Origin of the sequence: Gracilimonas sp. (genome assembly GCF_014762685.1) — a bacterium.
GTDB lineage: Bacteria > Bacteroidota > Rhodothermia > Balneolales > Balneolaceae > Gracilimonas.
This window is the reverse complement of sequence record NZ_JABURM010000005.1, coordinates 762,348-787,889: the sequence shown is the minus strand read 5'-3', so window position 1 is coordinate 787,889 and position 25,542 is coordinate 762,348. Positions and strand designations below refer to the sequence as shown.

Genomic DNA, 25,542 nt, shown 5'->3' with positions numbered 1-25,542 from the left:
AAAGCCGACTTGAAGAAGCCGGCTTTTAATATTAAAACTGCGTTGCAGAAAGTTTTAGTACCCTACGTCTGAGCAGGTAACATTCTGAAAAGTTGCATCCCAGCAATAACGGCTGCCTTGGTCGTCACCAATTTGGTAATAACCGGTCTGTACATCTGTTTCCCAATGCACATAGATGTTGGTCTGCTGATCACTGCTTGTATAGGAAACATCAAATACTTCACCGTTTTGAGTAAACGTATAAGTATCAACCCCACCGGATCCATCATAAATCTCCGTAGTTGATTCGTAATTTGTTTCACTTGATCTCTCCCAGGTAGTTATCAAATATGGTGTTTCTGTATTTGTTTCAGGATCCATATCATTAAACGTCCAGCTGCCGGAAGAACCATCTAATGCTACCATTCCTTGAACCATCGTATAATCTTCAAAAGAATTACCTGCTCCGTCATCATACGACCAATTCATTTCCCATACCATGTTGCTGCCGACTTCCTCGGCGATCAGAGTTATCATAACAGATTCACTGCCATCACTGTAAGTGTATTCCCAAACCCATTTTCCGTTTTTAAAATCAGCCTCACTTTGGTCGGCCGGATTGAAAAAGCCCAGATATATTCCACTTATAAAAGAAACACTGCTAAGTCCTATTGCGTGATTATAAGCAGCACTGAAATTACTTTCTGAGTTTACTTCAGAACTGTTTTGTTCAAAAAATGAAACATCAGCTGTTACATTTTCAAAACTTGGAAGAGCGGGTGGATCTTCATTCGCAGAAGCCGGGTCATCTCCACATGAAATGGTTAGCAGGGAAAAGAACAGTAAGCAAGAAAATAGTTTTATTGTATTTGATAATTTCATGGTCAACTATTAGATATTATTCGATTGTTTACTTCTTTCTGCGTAAAAAGAAATAAAAACGGCTCAAATAAAAGATTAAAATTTATCTCTTTTATCAATTAAAGCTTTATACAGTAACTCTCTTGCTCTAAATATATGTGCTTTTACTGTGCCCAAAGGCAGATCCAGAATCTCTGCTATTTCCTGGTATGATTTCTCTTCCATGTGGCGCATTTCTATTACTGCCCTGTATTTCTCCGGAAGATTCTCTATCGCATTTTGCACGATCTGCTTTCTCTCCTTTTTAATTACCGGCTGATCGGTCAAGAAATTATCATCAGGAAGCTGAATTTCCATTTCCCCATCTTTCGTTTGATAAGGTTGATTGATGGATAAAGTCTGCAGTTTCTTTTTACGCAGATAGTCGATGGTATGGTTGGTGGCAATGCGGTATAGCCAGGTAGAAAAAGCATATTCGTTACTGTATGTAGATAAATTATGGAAGGCTTTCATAAACACTTCCTGCACCAAATCTTCCACCAATTCTACTTCCTTTATCATTTTACGGATGTGGAAGTAAAGCGGCTTCTGATACTTATCTACTAATTTTTTGTAAGAATCTTCCCGGCCTGCCAATGCTTCGGCCACAAATTTATCATCTTCAAGACTACTTGCAGATGCATTTTGGCGCGGCGAGTTATTTTTAATTTCGGAGTTTTCTTCTGGCATATCATAAATTATTCAGCACTTAAAATACAAAGCCTGAGACAAATGAAAATGTCTTTTTTTTCCATTTTTTTAAATTTGACCTTTTTTGATTACAATCTGCGTATTAATCGTTGAAGCAGTAATGCAACAATAATAATATCAACTAATAAAAAGATAACTATGAAAAAAATAACTACGCTTGTATTTATGGTCTTATTCTCCGTATTAGCGGTACAAACGGCACAAGCACAATTTGTAAAAGCAGGGGTTGGCTTAATGTATGGATCTGAAGTTGAACGTCTGGGTATTCGGGCTGACGGGGTCTATCAAATCAATGAAGAGTTCAGAGCTGTTGTTGATTTGGGGTTATTTTTCCCTGAGGAATTCGGTAACACTACCGTTACCTGGTGGGAATTAAATGCGAACGCAAACTATATTTTTCACGCAGATGAAGAACAAGGACTGACTGCTTACGCTCTTGGTGGGTTAAACTTTATGACCGTCAAAAGTAAGTTCGATGATGGCACAAATACAGCGAGTGCTTCTAATTCAGAAGTTGGATTAAACCTAGGTGCCGGCTTGGAATACGGTGTGGGTTTTGGTGATCTATTTGGGGAACTGAAATATGTTATTGGAGATGCCGATCAATTAAATATTGGAGCCGGTGTGCGTTTCCCACTCGGCAACTAATTCCTAAACTTAGGAAAAGTCAAAGCGCCATTATTCATTTATTGGCGCTTTTTTTATGTCTTTAAAACTGCACCATGACGGATACCTCCCGTAGAAACCGTAATATCGGTCACCTTGAAATGTGTCATAAACCCTTCTAAAATTAGCATACCGGCCAAAAAGATATCAGCCCTCCCCTTCAGGTAAACCGGATGTTTATTCAGCATTTCTTCCGACGGGTATTTGCTGAATAAGTCGATAATGTTCTGCAATTTATATGCTGAAATGGAAAATCCGTTAAGCTTTTCTGGTTGATAGGTTTCTAAATCTAAAATCATTCCGGCAAGGGTGGTCACCGTCCCTGCAACTCCTACGGCTTGTATATCATTTTTGACAATAAATGGTCGGCTTTCAAGTAATCTCTTTATTTCTTCTCGACAGGCTGTAATCTCATTTGTTTTGGGAGGATTATTTTTTAAAAAACGCTCTGTAAATCGCACCGATCCCATGTCAAAAGAATGACTGTCTTTGACTTCAAGTCCATTCAAAAGGGCAATCTCCGTACTTCCTCCACCGATATCCAAAATTGCAGTTTGGTTTTCCGGGCTTTGGGAAAACATTGACAGCGCCCCGGCTGCCGTCCATTCTGCTTCTTCCCTTCCCGACAACAGCTTTATATTATACCCGGTGCTTTTCCTTACATTTTGTATAAACTCTTCCCGGTTATTCGCATCCCGAACTGCACTGGTAGCCGTTACCGTTACGTTCTCCACTTCCGGGTAACCGGATGCCAGAATTTCTTTGTATTCACTCAGGGCTTCAATAACCCTATCCGTAGCGGCTTGATTTATATTCTTGTCGGCATCTACCCCTTTCCCCAAACGGGGCACGCGCTGTTCTTCGTGAAGAGAATTGATCATCCCCTCATGCATTTCTGCGACAAGCAACAAAACCGTATTTGTACCTATATCAATGGCTGCTTTCATGCTTGAAACATTATTGCAATCCATTCCAGGTGATTACGAGTTTCCATGTGGGTTAAATCTTTTAAAACCGGCTGTTCCAGCATGACGTATTCATCTTCTTCCAGCAATCCGGACAGTACTATTTTGCCACCTTCACCCAGATGTATTACCAATTCAGGTAGAAGTTCAATAAGTGCATTTCGATTGATGTTGGCGAGGATCACATCATATTTTTCTCCCTTTGGGATCACTTCCGTTGAGCCCAGCTTAACTTGAAAATTCCCTACGTCGTTTAATAAAATATTTTCCCTGGCATTGGTTTCACTCCACTCGTCAACATCAAATCCAAAGGCTGAATCGGCGCCTACTTTAAGAGCTGCGATTGCCAGGATACCGGTTCCCGTTCCGGCGTCCAAAACTTTGTCGCCTTTGCTTATCACTTCCGGAAGCCACTCCAGCATCACCTGTGTTGTGGCATGATACCCGGTGCCAAATGCCATTTTGGGATCAATCATCAGCTCAATTTTATCTCCAAGCTCTCCTCCCGTTCCCGACCAAGTCGGATGCACATAAAACTGCCCAATGGTTTGCGGCTGGATGGTGCGCTCCCATTCTTCATTCCAATTCTGCGGAGGGATAACCTTTTCGCTCAGGATCACGGTACCTAAGCCAAAAATCATAAGCTTTTGCTCTATATCTTCACGCTTGGAATCATCAAATCGTTTGGAAGGTATGGTAGCAACCAGCATATCATCTTCTTGTTCAAAGCCCTCAAAGTCCAAATCAAACAACTCAGCTATCAGCAGTTCGTGGAAGTCATCTTTTAGTGATATGCGAAGTTCAACATATTCCATTATAAACGATTATAAATAAGTTCAGCCATGACATCTCCGACTGCTTGAAGGGTTTTTTTACTGATGATCTCCATATTATCATCATGTGTATGCCAGTAAGGAGCAAAATCAGTATTTCCTCGTCCGGTGCGGCTATGGTTTATAATATTAATAATGGGAATTCCGGCCTGTTCATTCACTATTACATGATCGTCCGAAACTGCCGCTCCTTTTTCATCAAGGAAATAATTTTTATAGCCTTTTTCTGAAGCAATGTTCCACACTTCATCCACCAAATTAGGAGCGAACCGAACTGAATATTGTTCCTTTGGAAACCTGGCCCCCTTCGCCCCCACCATATCCAATAAAATCCCAAAACGGGGACTATAGCCCGGAACAGGAGGATTTTTAGCCCAATACCGTGAGCCCAGGAAATACAAATCAAGATTACCTGATTTGCCATAATCTTCCCCGTCAAATAATACAATATCCACCCCAATTGGCGGAGGATTTTCTTTGAACATTCGCGCAAGCTCGAGCAATACAGCCACTCCACTTCCCCCATCATCGGCTCCGAGAATTGCCTCATCTTTACGAGTTGAGTCGGAGTCCATATCTGCGCGCGGACGACTGTCCCAATGGGCACTAATCATGATTCTATCGGGCGATGACAAGTTAAATGCTGCGATCACATTTCCAAGATCGAGCGTTTCATCATATCCTTCAGCCGTAAATTTCTGAGTAAAAACGGCATTGGAACCGGCATATACTCTAAACTTATCTTCAAAATAAGCCATGGCTTTCCGGTGAGCTTCGGAGTTGGGTACCCTGGGGCCAAAATCCACCTGGCGCTGCACAAACTGATAGGCTGAATCGGCGTTAAAAGCCGGAACCTCCCTTCCCTGCTCCGAAAACTTAAGGCCGGGTTTACCTGAATCCGAGCAACCCCACAAAAAAATTATGCTTCCTAAAAGATACCACTTATTCATTTCGGTGTACCATGGTGGCAGAAGATTGTGCAACGGGATAGATAATCGTGTCCATAATATTAACATGAGCCGGACGATTAGCTACAAATACGATGATTTCAGCAATATCCTGAGCCACCAAAGGCTTCATCCCTTTATACACATTTGCCGCTTTTTCTTTATCTCCCTCAAAACGGACTTCACTAAATTCAGTTTCCACCAGCCCCGGAGAAATCATACTCACCCTAACTTCGGTACCGTGCAGATCTTTTTTTGTGGCTTCCGTAATTGCTTTTACGGCATGTTTTGTGGCACTGTAAACCACCCCTCCGGCATAAGATTCATGTCCGGCCGTGGAACCTACATTTATAATATGCCCGGTATTTCGTTCACGCATTTGAGGTGAAATGAGGCGAGACAGATATAACAATCCTTTCATGTTAGTATCAATCATCGTATTCCAATCATCAAAAGAGGCCTCGTAAACAGGATCAGTGCCTTTGGCCAAGCCGGCATTGTTTACTAAAATATCTATCGATGAGCTAAGGGAATCCACAAATGTTTTACACGCTTCAGCATCCTGTACATCAAAAGAAGCCGTTTGGACTGAAACATCAAATCGATCTTCAAATTCTTTTTTCACCTCTTGCAGCCGTTCTTCTCTCCTGCCGGTAAGTATTAGATGAACACCCTCCGCGGCTAACAACTCTGCAGTTTTAAGTCCAATACCTGCAGTAGCCCCGGTTACAATTGCTGTTTTACCCTTGAGCCTGTTCATAATAAATATCGATTATTTAGGAAAATTGCAGTTCAACAAGTCGGCCTGCGTTCAGTACTTTGGATTCCTGAAAACTATCAGCCAGGAATTGGATTCCGTAGGGCAAGCCATTACTGTGCATTCCGGCCGGAACATTAATACCGCAAATACCCGCCAGATTTGCACTGATGGTGTATACATCATTCAAATACATTTGCACAGGATCATCAATTTTTGATCCCAAATCAAAAGCCGTGGTTGGGGCCGTTGGGCTGACTATTACATCAACGTTCTTAAACGCTTCTTTGTAGTCATTTTGAATGAGCCGGCGTACTTTTTGGGCTTTTCCATAGTACGCATCATAATAACCCGCACTCAACACATAGGTTCCGAGCATGATTCTGCGTTTGACCTCTGTTCCAAATCCTTCTGTACGGGATTTTTTATACAAGCGGATTAGCGGGGAATCAAGCTTAGTTAATTGCTCCTGCAGTGCTATTTTTTCATCCCCTTTGGCAATTTCAAACTGTTCCTTCAGGGCTTTCTCTTCCTGCTTCAGCTCATCAAGCATCTCATCTTTATCGGCACGGTGGCCATAGCGGATTCCGTCGAAGCGAGCGAGGTTACTCGAAGCTTCAGCCGTTGCCAAAATATAGTAAGCAGCTATTCCATATTTTGAATTTGGCAACTGTATGGGAACTAATTCAGCCCCGTCAGCCTCCATGTTTTTCAAAATTTGCTCAATTCCTTCCTTGATTTCCTCATCGAGGCCTTCTCCAAAAAACTCTTCGGGAACACCTATTTTAATTTTTTTATCCGGATTTTGAGCAGCCGCCACGTAATCATCCTTCTCTTTTTGGGAAGAAGTGTTATCCCTCTCGTCAAAGCCGGCAATAACCTCCAGGATGCGGGCAGTATCTTCCACGGTGTTAGCTAACGGGCCGATACAGTCGAATGAAGAAGCAAAAGCAACTAAGCCAAAACGGGATACACGGCCATATGTAGGCTTCAGTCCAACCACTCCACAAAAAGAAGCCGGTTGACGAATAGACCCCCCGGTATCAGAACCCAAAGTGGCCATAGCCATATCAGCCGCAACGGCTGCTGCACTTCCCCCGGAAGATCCTCCCGGAACTTTATCGGTGTTGTGCGGATTTTTGGTCGCTCCGAAATTGCTGTATTCATTAGCCGAACCCATGGCAAATTCGTCCATGTTTAACCGCCCGATGAAAATAACATCTTCGGCTCTGAGCCGTTCAATAACCGTAGCATCATAAACACTTTCAAAGTTCTCAAGAATTTTTGACGCACAGGTTAATTTCTTTCCACGCTCAGAAATCAGATCTTTGATACCCATAACTACCCCGGCAAGTTTGCCGGATGTGCCATTATCGATTCTTTTTTGAATCTCATCAGCACGGGTTAGGGCATCTTCAAAATCAGTATTTACATAAGCATTTATACTGCTATTTTGCGCTTCGATTTGTTCGATATAATGTTCTACAATTTCGCGAAGTTTTGTTTCTCCAGATAAGACTTTTTCGCGAGTCTCGGCAATAGTCATGTAGTTCAATTTCTGCTCTTATTTGCTTTTAGAGGAGGTTTCTTCGTGATTTGCAGCATCGTTGATATCTCTGGAGCTGTCTTCAATTTCCTTTTTAATGTCTTTGGAAGCTTGACGAAACTCCTTGATACCCTGGCCTAATCCACGGGCTAATTCAGGAATTCTTTTTGCTCCAAACAATACCAACACCATGATGGCGATAATTAGAATTTCAGGGGCACCTAAACTGTTAAACATAAAAATAATCCTCTTAGGATTTAGTTGATGTATTTGTGCGAAGATAACAATATTTTCGGCACGAATTTGGAACAAAAATTTTATTTATTCACTTGTGTTTTATCTACACATGTGTTTATTACACTCATTCATTTTAAAATAATTACATAACTATGATTTGGACCGTTGAATTAGCCGCAGCATTAGATGACGCCCCTTTCCCCGCTACCCGCGAGGAACTTATTGAATGGGCAGAACGCAATGGCCTGCCTAACCAGGTGATTGTGAATCTTGAAGAACTCGAAGAAATAGAACAAGGTGAAGAACCTGTATATGAAGGCATAGAAGATATCTGGCCGGATTACATTCGTAAAGAAGACTTTTTCCATAACGAAGAAGACGAAGGCTTTGATTACGACGACGTTTAATTTATAAACTAATCATCAGAGGCAGCGGTTGTATTCTATATGCTTAATCATTGAGCAACCGTCTTTTCTGTATTACTTTGCATACATCAACCCATCGACTGCTTATATTTTCCTTCCTGCTATGTTTGGTTACATGGATGGATTTTATTTATCCTGAAGTGATTTATGCCCAAACTGTGCAAGAAAATGCCAACACCGAAGATGTGGTACGGCGCATTCGGTTTTCAGGAAATGAGAATATAAAAGACCGATCCCTTACTACCCTGGTAAGAACCCGTACCAACCGGGAATTTTTAGGAATTCCCCGTTTCACCCCCTGGTATTTCATCTGGAAGACTTCCAACGGTAGATTTGGTGAAGAACCGGCGTACCTGAATCGGGGAACCGTTGGTAACGATATGGAACGTATCGCCTTGTACTACGAGTCACTCGGATATCTTGATGTGAATGTGGATACTACTATTGTTGAATACCGCACGGATAAAATTGAGGTTTCATTTATTATTGAGGAAGGCCCTGCATATCAAATAGGAACGGTGTCGTACAGCGGGATGCCGGATTTCAGTGATCCTCAAAGAAAATTTAACTTTCTTGCCGACGGAGCCTTAACCCGGGGACGTCTTAACGACACTACTTTTACCGTAAATCGACAATACAGCTCGCAGGCCCTGAGCACGGAACAGCAGCGTATCATTACATTTTTAAAAAACAATGGTTATGCCTCCGTGCAGCGTGACTCAGTCATCGCCCTGGTGAAAGATGATACCACAAAATCCAACACCCTTGACATCCGTTATCAAATATATCCCGGAAAAACCTATACGTTTGGAGATGTCCGGGTTCGGCTAAGCGACACCGAGCCCCCGGTAAATTATACCCAAAAAGATACCCTTTCCGGGCCGCCCCATACCGTTGATTCAACGCAAACCGTTTTTCTGGAAAAAGAACCCGGAACCCAGTCCGCTTTTCGGCTTCTTTACGATCAAATCCTATTCAAACCAGGACAAATTTATAACCATTCTTTGTATTTGGAAACGGTAAATGAGTTTCAGAATCTTGGGATGCTTTATATACAGCGGTTCAGCCAAAACGAAAATCAAGCACAGCCGGATTTCACCAGGGATGAAATCCCCGCTTACTTCGACCTCCAAACGCTGACCAAACACAGTATTTCTACTGAATTATTTGGCATGAAGCGTTACGGATACGGAACCGGTTTTGGGGTTGACTACAACAATAACAATGTATTTGGAAATGCGGAAAACCTCACTATCGGGGCAAATGCCAGTTTCGAGTTTGTAAGCCCCACCGTACTGGAAGAGATTGACACTACCGCCACCCAATCTTCGGTGTTCAGAAGCTATGAATTGCGGGCCGACTATTCGGTGCCTCGCTTAAATTTTCCGTTCGCCGCTTTGGATAACCGTCCCGGTTTCACCAGTGGTATCACCCGTTACCTGCTTTCATACAGCCGCTCCGATCAGCTTCTTTTTGATATCAACTCAGATGTGGGTTTCAACATGAGATATGAAGTAAATCACACCTCAAATTACTCCAGTTTTTTGGACCTGATCGAACTTGATTTAGTGGATACCAGCCCTTCCGATTCATACATCAGGAACCTTAGAAATGAATTTGGGACCGATACCCTGCAAGACGGCACTATTGTAGATGCTTTTGAATTACAGCGGATTCTTGAAGATTTCAACCCGCAGGTTTCTTCCATTGTCCGGTACACATTCAGAAGCCAAAACACGGATATTATAAAGCGGAACCGGGGATACTTCAGTGAGTATTCCGTGTCGGTAGGTGGAAACATCCCCTATCTCATTGACCGGTATGTAACTACCCCGAATACCCTGGAAGGAAATCTTCCCTCCCTGTTTAAGCTCAGTGATAACAGCCTGAGTTACAGCCGGTTTATTAAACTGTCTGCAGATTATCGCCGGTATTATCCTATTTCAAATACGGGAGTTTTCGCGTGGAGGCTGTATGGGGGATTTGCGCAGCCGTATGGGAATTCGACCTCTATCCCTCTTAATCGCAGGTTTTTTGCAGGAGGCAGCAATGATATTCGCGGCTGGGCTCCCTTCCAACTGGGACCGGGTGATATCTCTACGGATAACCTGAACATCCCCGGCGGAGAAATTAAATTAGCCGCCTTTGCCGAAGTGCGCCACACATTTATACGTGATTTCCTTGGAGCAAACTGGTATGCTGCACTTTTTGCAGATGCCGGCAATATCTGGTACGGACCGCGCAATGACTTCAGGGATGAAAATAATCAGGACAGGCTGGAGCAAGGAAGATTTCGCTTTGATAATTTTTATAACCAAATTGCCGTCAGCAGCGGCCCCGGCATCCGGCTGGACTGGGAATATGTGGTAGTCAGGTTTGATTTTGCTTACCGGCTGCACGACCTTCAAGTTGGCTGGTTAAACAATAAGCAGGTATATTTTAATTTTGGTATCGGCCACTCCTTTTAACCTCAATAACAGGTGTTATGTTTGATAAAATAAAACGCTTAAAAGATCAGTCGAACATCGTATTCAAATCGAAGTTCCTGGCAAACCTGAACCCGGCTGAACGGTATGAATTTTTACAACTATGTCACCGCAGGAGCTATAAAGAAGGGGAATATGTTTTTTATAAAAATGATCCCGGCACCGGCATGTATTTTATTGAAGACGGCACCATACAACTCACAATAGGCACTCCGGACGATGATGAGTCCGGCGATCTTGTTTCGGAATTTGAGCTGAAATCACCGGAAAGTTTTGGAGCACTGTCTATAGGCTACAATCTTCGACGCAAATCCTCAGCACGTTGCTTGACTGATTGTGATCTCCTGGGATTTTTTAAGCCGGATTTTGAAGTATTGCGAGACCGTCATCCGCAAATAGCCGTCAAATTCCTTCAGACACTCACCAACATCGCGTTACGGCAGCTTGAAACCACCGCAAAAAAATTGGCAGAGTTATCAAACGAACAAACTGCATTAAATATTCAATTTAAAACCTATTACGAGGATATCCCCGAGGAATCAGTTTAATTTATGGCACTAAAAAAAGGTCAGGAAGTAGAGTTAGAAATCATAGATGCGGCATTTAAAGGGAAAGGTTTAGGAAAAGTTGACGGGCTGGCTGTTTTTGTGCCCGGCACTACCCCGGGCGATAAGGTGCTTGTCCGGATCATCAAGAAAAAGAAAAAATACCGGGAAGCTAAACTGCTTGAAATCCTGGAACCCAGCCCCCACCGCATTGAGCCGAAATGCCGGCATGCCAAGGTGTGCGGCGGATGCAGCTGGCAGCATATCCCCTACCAAAAGCAACTCGAGTTTAAAACCCAGCAAGTGCGTGATCACATAAGCCGGATCGGCGGGCTAGATGAAGCCATTGTTAACCCCGGGATTGGCGCAGATAAGGAATTCTATTACCGTAATAAGATGGAATACAGCATCAGTGCGCGGCGGTGGCTGACGGAAGAAGAAATTAACCGGGATGAATTTGTAGATGATTCCGCGTTCGCGGCCGGCCTGCATGCTCCCGGACGGTTTGATAAAATCCTGAACCTGCAAGAATGCCACCTGCAAGTGCCGGAGTCGTATGAAATTTTAGATTTTGTGCGCGGATATTGCATCGAACACGGCATCACCCCTTACGATACTTTTGAGAATTCAGGCTTTATGCGACATGTGATGATCCGCAATTCTCATCACACCGATGATTTTATGGTCAACCTGGTGACGTTTCAAGATGATCAGGACGTGATGCAAAAACTGGCGGATGCTTTGCTGGATGAATTTCCTTTTATCACGACTATCATCAACAATGTGAACGACACTAAAAGCCCTACCGCCATTGGCCGGTTTGAAAAAGTGCTTCATGGTCCCGGGTTTATTGTGGACAAAATCGGTGACTTCACCTTCAAGATACATCCCAATGCTTTCTTTCAAACCAATACGGCTCAAGCCGAGAAGCTATATGAAATAGCCCGTAATTATGCTGCCCTGGAAGATGGAGATATTGTCTATGACCTGTATTGCGGGGTTGGTACGCTAAGCCTGTTCATGAGTCAACCGGCTAAACATGTAGTGGGTATCGAGCTGGTTGATGTGGCTGTTAAAAATGCCAAATTCAATGCACAGGAAAACCGGGTGGATAATGTTTCCTTCATCAAGGGGGATATGAAAGATGTGTTTACAGATGATGTAGTGAAGGAATTCGGGGCTCCAAATGTGCTTATCACTGACCCACCGAGGGCCGGAATGCATCCCGATGTGGTAGAACGGCTTTGTGAACTGAAGGTGCCCCGGATTGTGTATGTGAGCTGCAACAGCTCTACCATGGCGCGGGATTTGAAGGAGCTGAACAAAGTATATCATGTGGAGGAAGTTCAGCCTGTGGATATGTTTCCGCAGACGTATCATATTGAGGCGGTGGCGAGGTTGAGATTGAGGGGTTAGTATTGGTAGTTAGTAGTTAGTAGTTAGTAGTTAGTATTTAGTGGTGGGTTTTGAGTTTTGGGGTGGTGTTTTACCAAGGAATAAGTCTAACAGAGCATTCGGGAATGGATCGAACTGCGATGGACGATTTGGGGGATGTGCTTCGAGCTTTAATATTCGAATCTATCTATTAAGCTAGTAGCAATAGGATTAGCCAGAGGATGGGGATGGATTCTACCCAGAGTGAGGCGTAGTATTTGTTTTGGTTTTCTTTGGCTCCCCCAACAGCGATGAGTGTTATGCCGGCTATTATATAGCTGATTACGGGGTACGCATCTGTAACGTAGGTTTGCATTGATGTCAATCCGGCCATGAGTATTAACAATGCCGTTCCGAGCCATTTGGTTTTTCGGATGCCTAATTTTTGGGGGATGGTGCCCAGTTCCTTTTCATCATACTTCAGGTCACGGATTTCAAAAGGCAGTGTCAGAGCGATCACAAAAAAGAATATTTCCAGGCATTGGTATAAGATTTTTAGGCGGAAGGCCATGTTGTGATATTCCAGGGGAAGCAATACGGTAACCCCTACCCAAACTAACGCGATGATATAAATTTTAGCACCTGATAAGCCTCTCAGGTTCCGGCTTTTGTACAGCGGTAAAGCATATAAGAGCGTAAGTCCGCCAAAAATGGCTGCTGCCAATAACACGTTTACCGGCAGCTTAAGCCCAAAATATCCCATGGCTATGAGGCAGAGCACTGAAAACCCACGGATCAGGTTGATGTTGGGGGTAATTTTCAGATTATGCTGATTCGATACCCCGGCGTATTTCACGAAGTTATACCCAACAATGGTTCCAAAAAAGATAAAAGCCAGGACGACCGGTTCGGGGACAAATCCGTATTGCATCACAGATACCACTGCCAGAGCGGTTACTGCCAAGGCCACGTGCATGCTGCTTTGAATGTAGAAGTTGATGATGGCTTTGAGGATTTTCATTGCCTGAATGTAGAGGTTGAGGGGGTTAGATGAAATGTGGTTTTGGGTTGAGAGTTGAGGGTTGAGAGTTGAGCTTGTTCTCAGCGGTTGCTGCCTTCTCTTTCCGGGTGACATAGTTTTACTTGAAGAAGTCGAATCATTCTCTATATTCGCAGCATAGCTCTAATTAATATTTATTATATATGAAATTCCGGAATTCCACTTTTCTTGTTTTTACTTTGTTATTTGTGATGACCTCGGCCTGCAGTTTTAACTCAGAGCAAGTTACTGAAGAAGATTACAAACGCGCCGAAAGCTTTCTATCCTCCAATACCAATGATCTGGTTCACGGAACCATATCAGGAGTAAACTGGCTTGATGACGGCAACCTGATCTACCGCCATTCCCTCTCCAATGGCACTGAATTTATGATCGCCGATCCCGAGGCCGGGATGAAGGAAAGGGCTTTTGATCATGAAAAAATTGCGGAAGCACTTTCTAAGCTCACAGATGAAGATATATCTCCCCTCAGTCTCCCCTTCAATAGTTTTAGTTACGAAGATGAAAAGAGTGCAATACGTTTCAACGTCCGGGGTACTGACTATCGCTGCACGCTAAATACCGATACGTGTGAGCTGTTAACAGACGAAGACCCGCAAAGAAACAGGAATGAATCCATATCACCGGATGGGAAAAAAGCAGTGTTTATCCGGGACTACAATTTGTATATGCGGAATCTGGAAACGAATCGCGTGACTCAGCTCACCACCGACGGCCAACAGGATTTCGGATATGCAACCAACAATGCCGGATGGACAAAACGAGACAGCCCCGTGCTGTTATGGTCGCCCGATTCCAAGCGTATTTCAACTTTTCAGCAGGATGCTCGGGGAGTCGGTGAAATGTACCTGGCCTCAACGAAAGTGGGGCACCCGGAATTGCAAGCATGGAAGTATCCCCTTCCCGGCGATAGTTTGATCTTTCGCTTACACCGGGTGGTCATAAACCTGGAGCCCACTCCCAGCATAGTTCGTTTGAGAAAAGATGCCGATCCTCAGCGTTCAACCATTACCGACCATGTGGCCGGCCGGGGTGGTAATTTCCTGGATAATGAATGGAGCGAAGACAGCAATACGCTTGCCTTTGTCTCTGTTTCACGAGATCATCAGGATGTCCATCTTCAAACCGCCGATCCCAATACCGGACAAGTCCGATCTGTACTGCAAGAAGAAACCGATACCTTTTTCGAATCCGGTGTTGACGGCATCAGCTGGAGACTACTCAAAAACAGCAATGAGGTGATCTGGTTCTCACAACGATCGGATTGGGGACATTTATATCTATATGACCTTCAAAGCGGAGCACTCAAAAATCAAATTACGTCCGGAGACTGGACCGTACTGGAAGTTCTGCGGGTAGATGAATCGGATCGAACCATTTATTTTACCGGCTCGGGCCGTGAAGAAGGAGATCCCTATTTCAAATATCTTTACCGGGTGAATTTTGACGGAAGCGGACTTAACCTTCTCACTCCTGAAAAGGCCAACCATGAGATCACCCTTTCCGAGTCGGGTGCCTATTTTGTGGATACCTACTCCACTCCCGCCACACCGCCGGTCTCAACCATTCGTAACATGAACGGTGAAGAGGTACTGGGGCTTTCGGAAGCCAATATCTCGAAACTTCAAGAAGCAGGATGGGTCGCCCCTACCCCTTTTACCGTGAAGGCCCGCGACGGGGAAACAGATCTTTACGGGCTGTTGTATAAACCGAGCAACTTCAACTCCTCTGCATCCTATCCGGTATTGAATTACCTGTACCCGGGTCCGCAGTCGGGAAGTGTCGGCAGCCGTTCCTTTCGCGCCTCCCGCTCCGACAAGCAGGCAATGGCTGAACTTGGTTTCATCGTGGTTGAAGTAGATGCCATGGGTACGCCGGGCCGTTCTAAATCCTTTCATGAATTTTACTATGGTAATATGGGTGATAACGGCATTCCGGATCAGATCGCTATGATCGAACAGCTGGGTGAGCGTCACAGCTGGATGGATATCAGCCGGGTTGGGATCTATGGGCATTCGGGGGGAGGTTTTGCTTCTACGCGCGCACTGTTAGCCTATCCTGATTTCTATGATGTAGCTGTTTCAGGAGCCGGAAATCATGACAACCGAAATTATGCCGATCCCTGGGGCGAGAAATGGCAAGGACTGTTGGAAGTTACTCCTTCTGAAGAGGATACTGAAGGTAAAGCTACCAATTATGATAATCAGGCTAATCAGCTACTGGCTGAAAACCTGAAGGGAAAACTACTGATAACGCATGGTACGCTGGACAGTAACGTCCCTCCTTACAATACACTTCTGGTGGTCAATGCATTGATTGAAGCCAATAAGGATTTTGATATGATCATGTTTCCAAATCGCGGGCATGGTTACTATGGCGAGGATTATATGATGCGTAAACGATGGGATTATTTTGTGAGGCATCTGAAGGATGTGGAGCCGCCTAAGGAGTTTGAATTTGGGGAGTAGGTGTTAGGTGTTAGGTGTTAGGTTTTAGGTGCAAGGTGTTAGGTGTTAGGGTTGAAGTTGTTTCCGGTGTTGTGTTTTAGATCCTTGCAGGGCTTTCCGGTTCTGGTTGATTTTCGAGGGATTGATGGACGAATTACGATGGATGATCTATAACTGCTTGTGTAGGTCATGCTGAGGATACTTCCGAAGCATCTTCACAGGGTGATGTCGTTTTGTACTTTTGTAGGTCCTTCGGGGGAACCCTCAGGATGACTCCTAAATTTTATTTCTTTATCTATATCAAGTCATGCTGAGGATACTTCCGAAGCATCTTCACAGGGTGATGTCGTTTCGTACTTTTGTAGGTCCTTCGGGGGAACCCTCAGGATGACTCCTAAATTTTATTTCTTTATCTATATCAAGTCATGCTGAGGATACTTCCGAAGCATCTTCACAGGGTGATGTCGTTTCGTACTTTTGTAGGTCCTTCGGGGGAACCCTCAGGATGACTCCTAAATTTTATTTCTTTATCTATATCAAGTCATGCTGAGGATACTTCCGAAGCATCTTCACAGGGTGATGTCGTTTCGTACTTTTGTAGGTCCTTCGGGGGAACCCTCAGGATGACTCCTAAATTTTATTTTCCTCCTTTACCAAGTCATCAAATGGCATCCACGGGGGATTTGATGTAGTTGCCGCCTTTGTTGATGACGTGTGTGTAGATCATGGTTGTCTTTAGGTTTTTGTGACCGAGAAGTTCCTGGACGGTTCGGATGTCGTAGCCGTTTTGGAGCAGGTGCGTGGCGAAGGAATGGCGGAGCGTGTGGCAGGTTACTTTTTTGTTGATGCCTGCTGACTTAGCGGCTTTCTTGATCCGTTTCTGAACATATCGGTTAGACAGATGATAACGGTTTTGTAATCCACTTCTTGGATCTTTGGAAATCTTTTTGGAGGGAAATAGGTATTGCCAGCGGAGTTCTTTGTCTTCATCCGGGTATTTTTCAGAAAGTGCTTTAGGCAGTAATGCTTTACCACATCCCGCAGCAAGATCTTTTTGATGCATCCTCTCCACTTTTTTGACCTGTTCCTTAAGCACAGGAATGCATTTTTGGGGCAATAAACTCACCCTGTCCTTCATCCCCTTACCGGAACGCACCCAAAGCTGCTCGTAATCAAAATCAATGTCCTGAACACGGAGCCTCAAACACTCAGAGATCCTGAGACCGCTTCCGTACAGAAGTTTACAGATGAGTGCCGCCACACCATTAAGGTGCTCAAACAGAGCGACTGTTTCCTCCACCGATAGCACGACCGGCAGTCTTTTGGGTTTTTTGGCCCGTTTTAGATTATTGAGATCCAGAGATTCTTTACCCAATACTTCTTTGTATAAAAACACTAAAGCAGCCAGCGCCTGATTTTGTGTTCCGGCCGCTACATTCTTTTCATTTGCCAAGTGATTCAGGTATTGCTCGACCTCGGCATCTCTCAGTTTTTTGGGGTAAACCGTGCCATGATATTTAACGTAACGCACGATCCAGCTCGTGTAGGATTGCTCCGTTTTATAGCTGTAATTTCTGCGACGAATTTCCTGCCTGACCTGCTCTAACAATTTTGATTTTGCCATGATGTACTTGATTTAATTAGCGAAGGTATTATCTTGTTAGAGCGATGAGGAAGCAATTCCTTACAAAATTTATTGGATTTTATGCGAACACCATAGGCGAACAGCTGTTCGGATAACATCCCAAAAATCACATTATGCGAATAAAAAGGGCCAAAGAAGCGGATATGAGCGATTTTATTCTGTTCGCCCTAACACCCACCCTATTCGTATAATATTATGTTATAGTGCTTAATCAATTTGAGTCATGAAAAAAATTTTGCTGACCTTTTTTACTATGCTACTTTTTCAAATAACTGCATTTTCACAAGAAACTGACTTAGAAAGTTTTCATAACTGCTGGGGAACTGTTTTTGAAACTGAACAGGAAGGAATCAGAGGTGCACTTTCATATCTTTCACCTACTCAGAGCGAATGTAGAAATGGTTTAGCTGTTTTAGCAATAGAAAAATTTTTGAAACGGGTTCAAAATCAAGCAGTTCATGAATTTACTGACACATTGAGTGTTCAAACCAAATGCCCCGAAAATTGTCTATACATAACAAGATGTACAGATAAAGATGATCATACTAAACAGTACATTTTACTCATCAATACTCAAGTTATCTCGGGTGAAACTTTTACGGAATTCAAAAAAGCCTGGACATATAGTGACAGTCTTAAATTCATCGATACATCAAACAAAGAACTAACTTGCGTAAATGATGATTATGGGGCTTAACCCGGCACTATAACAAGCAAATTAAGCGGACGCGTTTTAGTTTAGTTGCATACATTCAAGGACTTAGCCGCGCCGCTTATTTGCCAAACCGTTATACTGCCTATGGAAAAACTCATTCTTGGAATAATTTCTACTTTAATAACACCTTTTGTGATTTGGTATAGTTTCCAAGAAAGAAGAAAGTATGAGACGGACTATCGACGATCAAAAAAGTTAAGTCCCGAAACTGATCGTGATTCAGGTGGTTTGAATGTACTCGGTTTATTAGGTGGAGTTTTTACCTTTATTCTAGGTCTTTATCTCTTATATGAATACTTCTTTTTATCCTAATTTAAAATCTGTGGCAGTATAACAAGGCGTTTTAAATCGGACGCGGACGGGGTGCGATCGAACTTATTTGTGTGGTATTAATTTCACTACTTCAAAGAAATCATAATCCCCGCGCCGTTTAAACGCTGGGTCGTTATACATAGCTCAAGTCGGTTAATAATGTTTAGATTTCTATCCTTTATTATTTGTGTTTTTTTCTTTTCGAATAGTAATCTTTTCGCTCAAGCTGAAGAAATTGTTCGCTCTGATTCTACATCTAAAACCATAAATATAAATTTAGGATATAACTATAGCTCGAGCCATATTTTAGATCTAGGCATGTCATTCCGTAATTTTAAAACAGCTGGTTATCATATGGCTGAAAGTCATTTAGCTTTTTCTGGTGAAGTAGTTTTTGGAAATAAACTTATTATTGGACCTAAAATAAGCGGATGGATTGCTGGTGGATCATCTGCTGTAGCTATGGGATTATCAATAATTAACTACACTGACTTCAATCAAAATGAATTTAATATAAGACCTGAAATAGGGATTGGTTTTTTTGGTATGAAAGCTGTTTATGGATATAACATAAAAGTTTTAGGTGATGGATTTGATGAAATAAGTAAAAGCAGTTTCTCCTTTATATTTCCAATATATTCGATCAAACGTTAAGGCTATGTATAACAAGGCGTTTTAAGCGGACTCGGTTAGGGTTCGGAACCTTAATTATAACATCTCGGCTCGCCGCTTAAACGCTGAGCCGTTATGCAGCAAGTACCATGAATAAAAAGTCAATCATATCTACAATTGGAATATCTATCTCGTGGGCAATATTAGCAGCTATACTTGGTGCTATTTGTTGGGTTTTCATTTTAACAGTAATTCATCCATTAATTTTGGGTGAGTCATTTGATGAATTAATCAGCTATAGTGAATTTAGAGTTGTCGGGGCTTTATATTTTGGAGGTTTTATTTCAGCTGTATCCGTTATTCCATATTCAATTATTTTTGGGCTCTTTTTAAAATTGAATAGCAGGTTTGACCTTAGCAATAAAATGGACAAGCAAAATATTATTGCCTCGTTCATTTTATCTCTTCCTTTAGTCTTAACTGTCTTTATTTCAACAGTAATTCCTACTGGAAGTTTACCTCCATCGTGGAACCAAGGTTTTGAATTAGCTGCGTTAGTTTTAATAGCCGCTTGGAGTGCTATATTAATTTCAAAGCTTATAATATATTCATTAACAACCCAACAAAGAGTTGCTGCATAACAAGGCGTTTTAAATCGGACGCGGACGGGGTGCGATCAACCTTGTTTCTGTAGAATTAATTTCGCTATTTCAAAAAAATCATAATCCCCGCGCCGTTTAAACGCCGGGTCGTTATATGCCTATGTAACTTCAAGAAGTAGTCTTAAAATTCACCTGCGCTGTATATTACTGTAAACAACCAATAAATCATTCTTCTTTATAAATGAAAATACATCCTAAAAGTCTATCAATATTATTAGTTGCTATTTCTTTGCATCTATTTATTACTTCTCATTCCAAAGCACAAAGTGAGGCCTCCATCCCTTGGACCAAAACCACACAACTCTATTCTGAAGCTGTTGAAGATACTTTTAAAATTTCGATAGCTCTACCTGAGCGATATGATCAAAGCAAGGAGTATCCAGTTGTTTTTATGACAGATCCCAGGTTTGCGTTCAGTTCAGCGGTTGAATCCGCGCGGGCACATGCTATAGATGGTACTATTCCTCCTGTTATTCTGGTTGGAATCGGTTATCCAGGCAGTCAGGGATTTGGAAAAATAATGCAAATACGTTCCCGTGATTTCTCTACGGTTTCCGATCCGCAAGTCCCCGGCGGCTGGCCATCTTGGGCTAATGATATTGAATGGGGCGGTGCCCAAGCGTTCCTTTCTTTTATAAAAGATGAATTGACGGTTTATATCAGGGAAAATTATAAAACGACAGATGATCACATGTATATGGGCTGGTCGGGAGGCGCCCATTTCGGCGCATACATGTTATTTGAGGAGCCTGAATTATTTAACAAATACTTGCTTGTTTCAGGGCCCTTTGAATGGTTTCACAACGGCATAGCTTTTGAATATGAAGAGGCATATGCAGAAAATAATGACGACTTAAATGCAAAAATTGTTTTTGCAGTAGGCAGTAGCGAATCCAAATCCACTATTGAGGCGAACGAGCGAATGGCGACTATTTTGGGGAAAAGGAATTACAATGGCTTGGAGGTTTCTAACCATGTATTTGAAGAAAAGAAGCACTACGGCGTGTGGCCTGTTGCAATTAATTATGGGCTCCAAAAGCTATTGGCAAAACAAGATTAGCCATTCCAAAGGTTTCAATAGGCATAACACGAGCATAAACTCGGACGCAACTCAACCCTGGGTTGCGTTTTTGCTTTTTAGCAAGGAATATCGGAATGTTGTAAAACAAAGAGAGGCGTTGCGCCGCTTATGCGGTAGGCCGTTATATCAACCTTGCCCTCTCCTTTTTTTTGAACAGAACTGCATTACTGCCTATTCTCATGCAAGAAAATTTCTTACCCGGATACTCACTTTTCAACTACATATATGATTAACAGGGATTACTAACTTAAAGTATGTGTAAGTCCCTGCGTTGCCTTTGTGATTCCTTAAAGTTGAAAGCTTTATGATCAAAGTAATTAATTTGGGAGGAACCGTTAGTGGTATAATGTTAGTCTGTACATTAGGGGAATGCAGATCCAGAGGTTTTGGCGGGGAAGGAAATACAGAATTCGATTTTGTGTTCTGAAAAAATAGAATCAATATATGTTCAGCAGACCCTTCATTTATGATTTTGGTGTATCACAGGATGACCCCAATACCGAATTGGAAGCACTTGATCTATCAGAAAATGATCGGGTTTTATGTATAGCCAGTGCCGGTGAGGTTCCGCTGGAATTGTTAGTCAATAGCCATTCATCTGTTGTCATTGATGCCGTTGATATTGCCCCTTCACAAATCTATCTCTCCCAATTAAAACTCAAGGCCGCCCAGCATTTGCCATCCTTGACAGCTGCTAAATTCCTGGGTTATATGTCTGCTGAAGAAGCCGAAAGAGCCGCATGGTTCAAACAGATAGATCCGGAGCTCACAAATTCAGAACGTGATTTTTGGAAGGCTCATCCTGAAATATTAAAACTGGGTCCGGTTCATCTCGGGAAATACGAAACTTATATTCGGCGGTTTTCTCCTTTGGGACGGTTGCTCCTTGGAGGAAGAAAAAAGCTGCTGGTTCTGTTTGAAACCACCTCCATCAAAGATCAAAAAGCCTATTTCGATGAAGTCTTGAGAGCCGGATTGCTGAAAAACCTGTTCAACCTCATGTTTCATCCAAAGCTCTATAAACAAAAGGGCATTTCGGAACAGGGCCTGATTCATTGGCAAGATGATAAGCTGGGATTAAAATTTTATCAACAATTTAGAGATTTCTGTACCAAAACTCCCGTACGCCATAATTGGATGCTTCAGTTTGTCTTTTTTAACCAGGTGCTTTTTGAAGAGTCGCTTCCATCCTACCTGCGACCTGAGGGAAAGACTCGACTTCCTGAGGCTGCAGAAAGACTGCGCTTTAAAGAAGAGTCTGTCACCGAAAGTGTAAACCGGTCGGAACCTGGCTACTACAACAAGTTCGCTCTTTCCAATGTAAGTGATTGGTTGTCAAAAGAAGATTTCACGGACCTTTTGATACGCATTGCTGGAAAGTCCGGCTCTGATGCAAAAGGACTGATCCGTTATATACACTCTGCACGTGTCACAGATCTAAACCTGCCAGAGAGATTAGGGTTTGATGCAGCAGAGGGTCAAATGCTTTTACAAAAAGACCGATTTCCCTTTTATCAATTAATCCCCTTCCATTTCAATGATCATGAAAAAGCATGAGCCTGACCCTAAGGATCCACATAATGAATCTGATTACTCCGTGCGGGAACTATCTGAAGACTGGAATGAAAAACTTCTTGAGATCACCCGAAAAACTCCGGTAAGGTCCGGAGACCTCAGCATTCATTTTGACCGTTCACCAGATATTTTCGTACTACCCAGACTGACTTCCTACAAAATGGTCCCTCTTGGCTTTTTCCGTAAAGAACAGCTTATCGGTTTTGCTATCGCCTCCTATCAAAAGCGATATGTTTCGGGTGTTCTAACCGATTTCATTTACCTGGGAAATATGCATGGAACTCAGAAAGGCACGGGACAAATTTTTCTTCAGCAACTGGAAAAAAGAGTACAACGAAAAGTAAAGACACGGCCAGACGTCAAATACATGTATGCCTATGTGATGGCGTGGAATCGTCCGGCAGAAAAGTTAGCTAAACTTGGGGTGCTTGGTTCCAAACCTATCGGGACCATCACGATGGCCACTCTTTTCACCCTTAAACCAATGAGATCAAGCAGCAAATTTACCGTTCGCAAAGCGACTATAGCTGATTCAGAACAGATCATCCCCCTGCTTTCCAATGCCTTCAAAGGGCAATTATTAGCTCCTGAGATGAACCAGGCTGTTTTTCAGCATAACCTCAATCACAGGCCGGGAATAACAATCGAGGATTATTACGTAGCGACCCGGGGTGAGGAGATCATTGGTACTTGTTTGGCCTGGGATATGACGGCCTTCAAAAAGAACCGCATTCAGTTTCGGGATGTTAAGATGAGATCCATACATATGGCTTATAATTTGAGTGCTCGACTTTTAGGAAGCCCTGCATTGCCACGATCTGGAGAAGCTTTTCGGGATGTAACCATTGCTGAATATGCGGTACGGGACCAAGACCCGGAGATCATGGAAGCGTTGCTCCGGTCCATCTATCACGAATGCCGTAACAAAGGATATCAAACGGTGATCTTAGGATACGCAGCCGGTTCATCCATAGCGGAGGCCATCCAACCTTTTATATACAAAGAGGTTCGCTCACATGTTATTATCGCTCCTTTACAGTCCGACGTACCAGTCTATTTCCATCCCGAAAAGAACATCTATGCCGATGCCATACAAATATGATCCTCTACCGTTTTATCTCGTTCCGGAGCAATGCTCCGGAGTGCCCACCGGGTGCCCCGCCTCACACCGCCGAAAGGCATCCGTTCTCATGCGGGAACTTCTCAAGGTTTGAGTTCCCGTTGTAATTAAGCGGTAAGTTGCTATATTAAATGGAGTTACTTCGGGGTTTTATCCGGCGGGATCATGCGAATAACGAGACGGATAAAATCATAGAAACTGCGAACTATCATGTTTGAAAAGGATTTAAGGATATTATCCGATGCCTTCTGAGAATATGCTTTTTCGTATAATATTGTGTTATACATTCTTCATGAGTCTTGTTACAAAAATAGAATTTATTGATGATCCTAAAGGTAAATCACATCTAAAAGGGCTGGATATAGATTTACATTATTACTTAACTGACCAAGCGGATTGGGATGCTGAATACTGGGATTTTGATTCAGAATATTTACAGGATTACGCCAAAATGTTAGAAGATCTTTTTTCGAAGTCCAAAAACGGTATTGAGTTTCAAGCTATGTGGATTGGTGAACAACCTGACAAATTCGTTGAAGTTTCAATAAATGAATTTTTAGAAATAGTTCGATCAAATAAAATAGGCACTTCGACAAGGTATATCGTGAACAAGAATGTTTAACAAGCGCATCAACTGGGACGCGGACGTTGCCGTTGATTTCCAGAGTTGCTTGTTTTGAAAATTTAGCCGTTAATTAACTCATAATCTCCGCGCCCGTTATGCGCTGGGTCGTTACGTTATAGGCATATAATTAAAATAGGTACGTATTCGATTCCAATATTAGTACTCAAAAATTAGTGAAATAATTAATCTTTTAACCATATGAATAGATGTTGGAATTGAAAAATAAATCTCTAATCATATTTTCTATTCTTTCACTCTTAGTTATTACGTGCAATGATAAAGAACCGATACCACTGTTAGATAAAGGATACCTAACAGGTGCAGAAGGAGCAAACATATACTATCAAGTGATGGGAAGTGGTCAAGACTCAATAGTGGTAATACATGGTGGGCCAGGTGCCGGGATGCATTCTGTTCTTCCATTTGTCCAACCATTAGCCCATAATTATGTATTGATATTTTATGATCAAAGAGGTGGCGGACGATCAGAGTTACCGGCTGATACCACTAAATTAAAGCCTCAATATTTTGTTGAAGATCTGGAAGCAGTACGGCAGCATTTTGGTTTAGAAAAAATGAATGTAGTTACTCATTCCTTTGGATCTGTCTTAGTAGCTGAATACGCTAAAAAATACCCCAATCACCTTAAACGCATAGTTTTTCATGGTGCAACAGGGCCTGACCTTCAACAAGAACTCAAGTTAAGAAGTTTGAAAACAGCCCAGGCTCCCCCTTCACCTGATACTGCTCTTTCTAACCGTGCAAATCTGTTGCTACAAAAACTACTCAGCGGTACTGCTTCCGATCCCGTGGAAACATGCCGGGAGTATGAAGAAATCAATAAAAAACTGGCAAGAGCTAAAGGAGATACGATAACCTATGAGGGCACTACATGTAAGGCCCCACCCAAAGCAGTTCATTACTACTACCGATTTACTGCTCAGTTAGCTCCGCGATATTACAATGGATGGGATTTTACTACCGAACTGAAACACGTTAATGCTCCACTTTTGGTTATTTATGGGGCAGAAGACTCCCTGATGATTCCTGCACAACGCGCCTGGGTTTCTTCTATACCAGACAGTAAACTGCTACTGGTTCCTAATGCAGGTAAACCAGCTTTTTCTGATAATCCCGATTTTGTCTTTCCTGCTATTGATACTTTTTTTAAAGGAAGGTGGCCGGCAAATGTGAGACAATAATAAAGTGGCGTATAACCCTCGCATTAAAGGCGGGGCGCAACCGACCTTCCCAGCCAATTCTTGATTAACTAAACAGTGTTTTAGCCTGTAAACCGGTTATTCTGCAACCTCCTAT

Annotated in this window: 25 protein-coding genes; 15 read left to right on the top strand and 10 right to left on the bottom strand. The window is 42.7% G+C overall.

Annotation, left to right across the window (positions count from 1 at the left end):
* Positions 1-54: 54 nt before the first annotated feature.
* Complete coding sequence (locus HUJ22_RS03530) at positions 55-861, bottom strand: hypothetical protein (RefSeq protein ID WP_290873940.1); 807 nt, start codon at positions 859-861, stop codon at positions 55-57.
* Between the two features lie 75 nt (positions 862-936).
* Entirely contained in the window at positions 937-1,569 is a 633-nt protein-coding gene (locus tag HUJ22_RS03525; RefSeq protein ID WP_290873937.1) for an RNA polymerase sigma factor, read from the bottom strand.
* A gap of 159 nt (positions 1,570-1,728) precedes the next feature.
* Here HUJ22_RS03525 and HUJ22_RS03520 point away from each other — a divergent pair, with 159 nt between their 5' ends.
* Positions 1,729-2,238 carry a hypothetical protein gene (locus HUJ22_RS03520; protein ID WP_290873934.1) on the top strand — a complete coding sequence of 170 codons (510 nt, stop codon included), beginning with the start codon at positions 1,729-1,731 and terminating at the stop codon, positions 2,236-2,238.
* A gap of 53 nt (positions 2,239-2,291) precedes the next feature.
* Here HUJ22_RS03520 and HUJ22_RS03515 read toward each other — a convergent pair whose 3' ends face one another.
* The 6 genes from HUJ22_RS03515 to HUJ22_RS03490 are packed head-to-tail and all read right to left on the bottom strand — an operon-like array spanning position 2,292 to position 7,541.
* Positions 2,292-3,203: a Ppx/GppA phosphatase family protein gene (locus HUJ22_RS03515; protein ID WP_290873930.1), complete on the bottom strand. Its 912-nt coding sequence runs from the start codon at positions 3,201-3,203 to the stop codon at positions 2,292-2,294.
* Complete coding sequence (prmA, locus tag HUJ22_RS03510; RefSeq protein ID WP_290873927.1) at positions 3,200-4,036, bottom strand: 50S ribosomal protein L11 methyltransferase; 837 nt, start codon at positions 4,034-4,036, stop codon at positions 3,200-3,202. Before prmA ends, HUJ22_RS03515 begins: the two co-directional genes overlap by 4 nt.
* Positions 4,036-5,004: a M28 family peptidase gene (locus HUJ22_RS03505; RefSeq protein ID WP_290873924.1), complete on the bottom strand. Its 969-nt coding sequence runs from the start codon at positions 5,002-5,004 to the stop codon at positions 4,036-4,038. The genes prmA and HUJ22_RS03505 overlap by 1 nt, the downstream gene beginning before the upstream one ends.
* Positions 4,997-5,761, bottom strand: coding sequence for an SDR family NAD(P)-dependent oxidoreductase (locus tag HUJ22_RS03500; protein WP_290873921.1), 765 nt, complete (start codon positions 5,759-5,761; stop codon positions 4,997-4,999). Before HUJ22_RS03500 ends, HUJ22_RS03505 begins: the two co-directional genes overlap by 8 nt.
* 16 nt (positions 5,762-5,777) lie before the next feature.
* Entirely contained in the window at positions 5,778-7,304 is a 1,527-nt protein-coding gene (locus tag HUJ22_RS03495) for an amidase family protein (RefSeq protein WP_290873918.1), read from the bottom strand.
* An 18-nt stretch (positions 7,305-7,322) separates the two neighbouring features.
* Positions 7,323-7,541: a twin-arginine translocase TatA/TatE family subunit gene (locus HUJ22_RS03490; RefSeq protein WP_255135462.1), complete on the bottom strand. Its 219-nt coding sequence runs from the start codon at positions 7,539-7,541 to the stop codon at positions 7,323-7,325.
* Between the two features lie 152 nt (positions 7,542-7,693).
* On the opposite strand from HUJ22_RS03490, the gene HUJ22_RS03485 reads away from it, so the two are divergent.
* From HUJ22_RS03485 to rlmD, 4 genes are all read left to right on the top strand, one after another.
* Positions 7,694-7,948, top strand: coding sequence for a DUF2795 domain-containing protein (locus tag HUJ22_RS03485; RefSeq protein WP_020402200.1), 255 nt, complete (start codon positions 7,694-7,696; stop codon positions 7,946-7,948).
* Positions 7,949-8,085: 137 nt separating this feature from the next.
* Positions 8,086-10,434 carry a BamA/TamA family outer membrane protein gene (locus HUJ22_RS03480; RefSeq protein WP_290873907.1) on the top strand — a complete coding sequence of 783 codons (2,349 nt, stop codon included), beginning with the start codon at positions 8,086-8,088 and terminating at the stop codon, positions 10,432-10,434.
* A gap of 17 nt (positions 10,435-10,451) precedes the next feature.
* Positions 10,452-11,000, top strand: coding sequence for a cyclic nucleotide-binding domain-containing protein (locus HUJ22_RS03475; RefSeq protein ID WP_290873904.1), 549 nt, complete (start codon positions 10,452-10,454; stop codon positions 10,998-11,000).
* 3 nt (positions 11,001-11,003) lie between these two features.
* Positions 11,004-12,413: a 23S rRNA (uracil(1939)-C(5))-methyltransferase RlmD gene (gene rlmD / locus HUJ22_RS03470; RefSeq protein ID WP_290873901.1), complete on the top strand. Its 1,410-nt coding sequence runs from the start codon at positions 11,004-11,006 to the stop codon at positions 12,411-12,413.
* A gap of 169 nt (positions 12,414-12,582) precedes the next feature.
* Here the strand turns inward: rlmD and HUJ22_RS03465 are convergent, their stop codons facing one another.
* Entirely contained in the window at positions 12,583-13,392 is an 810-nt protein-coding gene (locus tag HUJ22_RS03465) for a hypothetical protein (protein ID WP_290873894.1), read from the bottom strand.
* 182 nt (positions 13,393-13,574) lie between these two features.
* Between HUJ22_RS03465 and HUJ22_RS03460 the strand changes: the two genes are divergently transcribed.
* Entirely contained in the window at positions 13,575-15,899 is a 2,325-nt protein-coding gene (locus HUJ22_RS03460; protein ID WP_290873888.1) for a S9 family peptidase, read from the top strand.
* 640 nt (positions 15,900-16,539) lie between these two features.
* Here the strand turns inward: HUJ22_RS03460 and HUJ22_RS03455 are convergent.
* Positions 16,540-17,502 (bottom strand): integron integrase, encoded by a 963-nt coding sequence (locus HUJ22_RS03455; protein WP_290873885.1) that lies wholly within the window; start codon positions 17,500-17,502, stop codon positions 16,540-16,542.
* Between the two features lie 244 nt (positions 17,503-17,746).
* On the opposite strand from HUJ22_RS03455, the gene HUJ22_RS03450 reads away from it, so the two are divergent.
* From HUJ22_RS03450 to HUJ22_RS03410, 9 genes are all read left to right on the top strand, one after another.
* Entirely contained in the window at positions 17,747-18,220 is a 474-nt protein-coding gene (locus HUJ22_RS03450; RefSeq protein ID WP_290873880.1) for a hypothetical protein, read from the top strand.
* 102 nt (positions 18,221-18,322) lie between these two features.
* Entirely contained in the window at positions 18,323-18,550 is a 228-nt protein-coding gene (locus HUJ22_RS03445) for a hypothetical protein (RefSeq protein WP_290873876.1), read from the top strand.
* Positions 18,551-18,709: 159 nt separating this feature from the next.
* Positions 18,710-19,204 carry a hypothetical protein gene (locus HUJ22_RS03440; RefSeq protein ID WP_290873874.1) on the top strand — a complete coding sequence of 165 codons (495 nt, stop codon included), beginning with the start codon at positions 18,710-18,712 and terminating at the stop codon, positions 19,202-19,204.
* A gap of 107 nt (positions 19,205-19,311) precedes the next feature.
* Complete coding sequence (locus tag HUJ22_RS03435; RefSeq protein ID WP_290873871.1) at positions 19,312-19,803, top strand: hypothetical protein; 492 nt, start codon at positions 19,312-19,314, stop codon at positions 19,801-19,803.
* Positions 19,804-20,005: 202 nt separating this feature from the next.
* Entirely contained in the window at positions 20,006-20,884 is an 879-nt protein-coding gene (locus tag HUJ22_RS03430) for an alpha/beta hydrolase-fold protein (RefSeq protein WP_290873864.1), read from the top strand.
* A 465-nt stretch (positions 20,885-21,349) separates the two neighbouring features.
* Positions 21,350-22,462, top strand: a complete 1,113-nt coding sequence (locus tag HUJ22_RS03425; protein ID WP_290873861.1) for a DUF3419 family protein — start codon at positions 21,350-21,352, stop codon at positions 22,460-22,462.
* On the top strand, positions 22,449-23,582 hold the full coding sequence (locus HUJ22_RS03420; RefSeq protein ID WP_290873854.1) for a hypothetical protein: 1,134 nt from the start codon (positions 22,449-22,451) through the stop codon (positions 23,580-23,582). The genes HUJ22_RS03425 and HUJ22_RS03420 overlap by 14 nt, the downstream gene beginning before the upstream one ends.
* Before the next feature lie 310 nt (positions 23,583-23,892).
* Entirely contained in the window at positions 23,893-24,222 is a 330-nt protein-coding gene (locus HUJ22_RS03415) for a hypothetical protein (RefSeq protein ID WP_290873849.1), read from the top strand.
* 218 nt (positions 24,223-24,440) lie between these two features.
* Positions 24,441-25,427, top strand: coding sequence for an alpha/beta fold hydrolase (locus HUJ22_RS03410; RefSeq protein WP_290873844.1), 987 nt, complete (start codon positions 24,441-24,443; stop codon positions 25,425-25,427).
* The last annotated feature ends 115 nt before the right edge of the window (positions 25,428-25,542 follow it).